Origin of the sequence: Nitratidesulfovibrio oxamicus (genome assembly GCF_015731765.1) — a bacterium.
Lineage (GTDB): Bacteria > Desulfobacterota > Desulfovibrionia > Desulfovibrionales > Desulfovibrionaceae > Cupidesulfovibrio > Cupidesulfovibrio oxamicus.
Window position 1 is genome coordinate 1 of the sequence record NZ_VRYY01000125.1, and the last position, 6054, is coordinate 6054.

Sequence of the window (6054 nt, forward strand, 5' to 3'; positions counted from 1 at the left end):
CAGGCAGCGGGGCCACGGCCATGGGCTGGCCCAGCTTGCCGCGCAGTCCCTCAAGGTCGCCCCATTGCAGCGCCCGCGAGGGGCACGCGGCCACGCACGCCGGTGGGCGGCCCGCCTCGATCTCGTCACGGCAGAAGTCGCACTTGGTCATGCGGCCCAGCCGCTCCGAATACTGCGGCGCGCCGTAGGGGCAGCCCCACGAGCAGTACTTGCAGCCCACGCATTTCTTCGGGTCCACGCTGACGATGCCGTTCTTGTCCTGGTGCATGGCCGTGGTGGGGCAGGACTGGACACAGATGGGGTCTTCGCAGTGGTTGCAGGACACCGACAGGTAGTAGCTGAACACGTTCTGGCGGTAGCCTTCCGCCGTGCGCGTCCATTCGCCGCCGGTGCATTCCGTCACCCGCCGCCAGCGCACGCCGGGGTCCAGATCGTTCTTGTCCTTGCAGGCGATCATGCACGCCTTGCAGCCGGTACACAGTCGCGAGTCGAAGAGAAACGCCGGTCTAGCTGGCATTGGCATGGCTGCCTCCCGAATGTCTGGTCATCTCCACCAGGGTGGTGTGTTGCGGGTTGCCCTTGGCCAGCGGCGAAGGCCGCAGCGAGGTAAGGACGTTGGCGCTGCCGCCGAAGTCCGTGCCGCCCGCGCCCGGCGTGTACCAGGCCCCCTGCGGGATGGAGAGGATGCCGGGCATGATGCGCGGCGTCACCTTTACGGGCAGCACCGTGGCGCCCCGGTCATTGAACACGCGCACCATGTCGCCATGGGCAAGGCCCCGGTCGGCGGCGTCCAGCGGGTTCACCCACACGGTCTGGGGGGCCGCCTCCTTCAGCCACGGCACGTTGCCGTAGGTGGAGTGGGTACGCTGCTTGTAGTGGTGGGTGACCAGTTGCAGCGGATACTTCTTGCGCAGCGGGTCGCCCTGGCCTTCCGTGGCCTCGTCGTATTCCGGCAGCGCGGCGATGCGCTCCCCGGCGGGCAGTTCCCACTTGTGGCCGATGTCCCACAGCCGCTTCGAGAATATCTCGATGCGGCCCGACGGCGTGGCCAGCGGGTTGGCCACCGGATCATCGCGGAAGGCCTTGTACGCCACGAAGGGCTTGCCGGGATTCCTGACCTTGTACACGCCCAGCTTCCAGGCCTCTTCCAGGGTGGCGGGCAGGTCGGGCAGCTTCTGGCGGGCGTCGGTCAGGATCTTCTGGAGCCATTCGTCGCGGGTGCGGCCCTCGGTGTACTGCTCGCGCACGCCAAGGCGTTCGGCGATGTCGGCGCACATGTCGTACACGCTGCGCGACTCGAACAGCGGTTCGATGGCCTTCTGGGCAAAGATCACGTAGCCCATCTCCGCCGTGCTGCCCTGGTGGGCGAAGTCGTTCTCCTCCAGGTTGGTCACGGCGGGCAACAGCACGTCGGCAAAGCGCGCGCTGGGGGTCATGAAGTTTTCCACCACCACGATCATCTCGCACTTGGTGTCGTCCGACAGGATCTGCGCGGTGCGGTTGATGTCCGAGTGCTGGTTGATCAGCGCGTTGCCCGCGTAGTTCCAGATGAACTTGACGGGCACGTTCAGCCTGGGCACGCCGCGCACGCCGTCACGCTCGGCGGTCATTTCCGGGCCGCGCACGATGGCGTCGGTCCACAGGAAGAACGAGATGCTGGCGGCCACCGGGTTCTTCAGCGTGGGAAAGCCGGGGAAGGGAATGGAATAGCCGCCCTCTCGCGCGCCGGTGTTGCCGCCGGGAATGCCCACGTTGCCGGTCAGCGCGGCCAGCACGGCAATGGCGCGGCAGTTGGTTTCGCCGTTGTGGTGGCGCTGCGGTCCCCAACCCTGGCTGATGCAACAGGGCTTGGCGGTGCCTATCTCGCGCGCAAGGCGCACGATGGTATCGACGGGCACGCCGCAGATGGCCGAGGCCCAGCCCGGCGTCTTGGCCACGCCGTCCGGCCCCTTGCCCATGATGTACGCCTCGTACGAACTGCCCGCGGGCACGCCCTCGGGCAGGTGCGCCTCGTCGTGGCCACGCAGGTAGGTATCCATGAAGGAACGGTCGGCCATGCCCTCAGTGAACAGCACGTGGGCAATGCCCGCCGCCAGCGCGGCGTCGGTGGCCGGGCGGATGGGAATCCACTCGTCGGCAACCGCCACGGCGGTGTCGGTGTAGCGCGGGTCGATGACGATGACCCGCACGTTGCTTTCACGCTTGGCGCGCTGGATGTCGTAGACCACCCCGCCGCCGCTCATGCGCGTTTCCGCAGGGTTGTTGCCGAACAGGACCACCAGCTTGCTGTTGACGATGTCCGACAGCGCGTTGCCAAGCCCGCCGCCGTACAGGTAGGGCATGCTGGTGGCGATCTGGGCGGTGCTGTACGTGTTGTAGTGGTTCAGATAGCCGCCGTAGCAGTTCATCAGCCGGGTGATGGGCGTCTGGTCCGTGGGCCACGACTTGGACATGACCGAACCCAGGTTGCCGGTGCCGTAGTTGAGGTAGAACGCCTCGTTGCCGTAGCGTTCCCTGATGTCCTTCATCTTGGCGGCAATGACGTCCAGCGCCTCGTCCCACGTGGCGCGGCGGAAGGCCGCCTCGCCGCGCTTGCCGGTACGCAGCATGGGGTACTTCAGCCGTTCCGGCGCGTACACCCGCTGGCGCATGGCCCGGCCACGCAGGCAGGCGCGAATCTGGTGGGTGCCGTAGTCGTCGGCGCCCAGGTTGTCGGTGTCCATGCGCACGATGGCCCCGTCACGCACCATGGCGCGCAGCACGCAACGGCTGCCGCAGTTGACATTGCACGAACTCCAGACAAAGTCCTGCGACCCGCCACTGGCGGCTTCGGCCACGGCGGGGCACAGCCCGGCAAGCCCGCCGGGCAGCATGGCCGCGCCGCCCAGCAGCGCGCACCATTTGAGAAAGGTGCGGCGGTCCAGTCCCCGGGCCGCGCAATCTTCCGGCATTCCGGCGGCATGGGCCGGACTGCCCGATCGGGCGTCGCCAGCCTGTGCCGCTTGCGAATGTTCGAGTTTCATGGACATTCCTCTCTGTTGCGATCAGGACGCGTGCGTGACGCGCGTAAGACGCCTTGGGTGCGGCACGCATGCCGCGCCTTCTTGCACTGCGCCTAACCGGGCTGCCGCCATGCTGCAAAAACGTAGGAAAACAGAGACGGATGTAGGACACATCCTACACGCTTTCCACGCACCGCGTGATCGTGGCAGGGTGGTAAAAACCAGTGCGGTGCCAATGCCACGCCAAGTCGCGCTTCCGTGACTGCCGTGTCAAAACCTGCTAGTGTCTTGCCGCAGGGCGGGGTTTTTGCTGCAACATACTGGTATTTAGGGCTAATACGCCAACACGAATGCGCGCGGACACGCACCCGCAACAACGGGAATGGCATGCGCGCGAACGCCGTTCGACGCAGGCTTTCCCGGTCGGCCCCCGCCGCCGCGCCGTTCACGCAACCCTTGCCTTCACGAGAACCACCACATGCTCATCGGTCCACACACCCACGACGAATTCATGGAAGTGGCGCGCAATTTCCACGGCTATCCGGCACCCGGCCTGATCATCGGGGGCTACATGGTCGAACTGGCCCGCCGGGGCCTGCCGGAAGGCATCCTGTTCGACGCCATTTCCGAAACCGAACAGTGTCTGCCCGACGCGGTGCAGTTGTTGACCCCCTGCACGGTGGGCAACGGCTGGCTGCGCATCATGAACTTCGGCATCTACGCGGTGTCGCTGTTCGACAAGCGCACCGGCGAAGGCGTGCGCGTGCACCTGGATGTGGACAAGATGGGCCCGTGGGAAGAAATCCGCACCTGGTTCCTGAAGCTGAAGCCCAAGAAGGACCAGGACACGCCGCTGTTGCAGGCGCAGATCAAGGAGGCGGGTCCGGACATCCTGACCGCCCGGCCCATCACCGTGCGGCCCGACCGGCTGGGGCACAAGGGCAAGGGGCTTGTGGGCCGCTGCCCGCTGTGCGGCGAATATTATCCGGTGTCCTCGGGCGGCATCTGTCGTTCGTGCCAGGGTGAATCGCCCTACCATGCCGGGCCCGGCTTCGCCTTCGAGGGCCAGCCCGCCCTGCGCGCCGTGCCCGTGGCAGAGGCCGTGGGCAAGCGCGCCCTGCACGACATGACCCGCATCGTGCCCGGCGAGCACAAGGACGCGGAGTTCACCGCCGGACAGGAACTGACCGCCGGGGACATCTGCCGCCTGCAGATGATGGGGCGCAATTCCATCTACGTACAGGACGCCGCCGAATCCGATGACGCCTGGGTGCACGAGGACGAGGCCGCCAAGACCTTCGCGGCCATGCTGGCGGGCGAGGGTGTGGCCATGCTTGCGGACCCGCGCGAGGGCAAGGCCAACCTTACCGCCACCCGCGACGGCCTGCTGATGGTCGATACCGACCGGCTGGAACGCTTCAACCTTGTGCCCGACGTGATGTGCGCCACCCGCCAGGGCTACAGCATGGTGCTGGAAGGCGCCAAGGTTGCGGGCACGCGGGCCATTCCGCTGTACCTTTCGCGCGAGAATTTCATCAAGGCCACGGCCATGTTGCAGGACGGCCCGCTGCTTCAGGTGCTGCCCATGCGCGCCGCCAGGATCGGCATCCTGGTCACCGGCACCGAGGTGTTCCAGGGGCTGATCCAGGACAAGTTCGCGCCCATCATCACCCAGAAGGCCCAGCGCCTGAACTGCGAGGTGGTGAAGACCGTGTTCGCCCCCGACGACGCGGCACTGATCACCCAGGGCGTGCGCGACCTGATTGCCGCCGGGGCTGACCTGGTGGTGACCACCGCCGGGCTGTCCGTGGACCCGGACGACGTGACCCGCAAGGGGCTGATGGACGCGGGCCTTACCGACATGCTGTACGGCCTGCCCATGCTGCCCGGCACCATGAGCCTTGTGGGCCGCATCGCCAGCGAACAGGCCCCCCACCCCGTGCAGGTGGTGGGCGTGCCCGCCTGCGCGCTGTTCTTCAAGACCACCGCGCTGGACATCCTGCTGCCGCGCCTGCTGGCCGGGGTGGAAATCACCCGGCGCGACCTGGCCAAGCTGGGCGACGGCGGCCTGTGCATGGAATGCAAGAGCTGCACGTATCCCAAGTGCCCGTTCGGGAAATAGAACCCGGGCAGCACCCGTTCCGCGAACGACACCGGGGCAGCGTTGGTTGCCCCGGTTTTTTCGTGGCCCGCACCTGACGGACTCGCCGTAGCACCGTACCTGCCGGGCTTGACTGACTTGGCGTGCTGATGGGCCTGGCCCACACACACCCTACGCCTCCCACTTGACGCCCCCGGCAAGCCCCCCGATACTCGCCCCATGAGCCGCACCCCACGCCACGCCGCCGTCCGCTTCTGGCGCGACCCGGACCTGCCCGAGGTGGAGGTGCGCCGGTCGAGCTACAACGAGGAAACCTTCCGCCGTCACACCCATGCCGCGTATTCCATCGGCATCATGGACGGCGGGGCCGCCTCTTTCATGCTGGAGGGCGCATCGCACCGGGCCGTGGCCGGACAGCTGGTGCTCATCGAGCCGGACCGGGTGCACGCCTGCAACCCCGACCGCGACACCTTCTTTGCCTACCGCATGTTCTACGTGGACCCGGCATGGCTGGCTGAACTGGCCGGACAGGCGACCGGACAGGCGGAAGGACAGGCGGAAGGGCAGGCGGAACTGGCGACCACCGCCGAGACGCCGGAACACCCCGGCCCGGGCAGTGCACAGGATGCATCAGGCAGACACGTCGAATGGACCGAATCAGGCGAGCAGGCCGAACTCGGCGCTTCCGGCCCCCCCGGCAGTTGCGCCCGCCCGGCCCCCTTGCCCCGCTTTCGCGCGCCGGTGGTGGACTGCGCGCAGTCCATGGCCGCGTGGTCGGCCCTGTACGAGGCGGTGTCGCGCGGCGGCTCCATGCTGGAAAAGCAGTCGCTGCTGGTGCAGGCTGCGGAACTGCTGCTGACCCGCCACTGCCTGCCCGCGCCCGACGCTGGTCCCGCCGCGAACCCCACGACTCCCGCCGATGCCCTCCCGCCAACCCGGCCCGCCGCAACC

4 protein-coding genes are annotated in these 6054 nt (G+C 67.5%); 2 read left to right on the forward strand and 2 right to left on the reverse strand.

From position 1 onward, the window contains the following. Together FVW20_RS05725 and FVW20_RS05730 are read right to left on the reverse strand one after the other, a co-directional pair. A partial coding sequence (locus FVW20_RS05725) for a 4Fe-4S dicluster domain-containing protein (RefSeq protein ID WP_231038901.1) occupies positions 1 to 457 on the reverse strand: 457 nt, incomplete at its 3' end. Between the two features lie 49 nt (positions 458 to 506). Continuing rightward, positions 507 to 3023: a DMSO/selenate family reductase complex A subunit gene (locus tag FVW20_RS05730; RefSeq protein ID WP_231038902.1), complete on the reverse strand. Its 2517-nt coding sequence runs from the start codon at positions 3021 to 3023 to the stop codon at positions 507 to 509. 457 nt (positions 3024 to 3480) lie between these two features. On the opposite strand from FVW20_RS05730, the gene FVW20_RS05735 reads away from it, so the two are divergent. Together FVW20_RS05735 and FVW20_RS05740 are read left to right on the forward strand one after the other, a co-directional pair. Beyond that, positions 3481 to 5124 carry an FmdE family protein gene (locus FVW20_RS05735; protein ID WP_196608674.1) on the forward strand — a complete coding sequence of 548 codons (1644 nt, stop codon included), beginning with the start codon at positions 3481 to 3483 and terminating at the stop codon, positions 5122 to 5124. Between the two features lie 198 nt (positions 5125 to 5322). Further along, positions 5323 to 6054, forward strand: a 732-nt coding sequence (locus tag FVW20_RS05740; protein WP_196608675.1) for an AraC family ligand binding domain-containing protein, incomplete at its 3' end; no start/stop codon positions are given.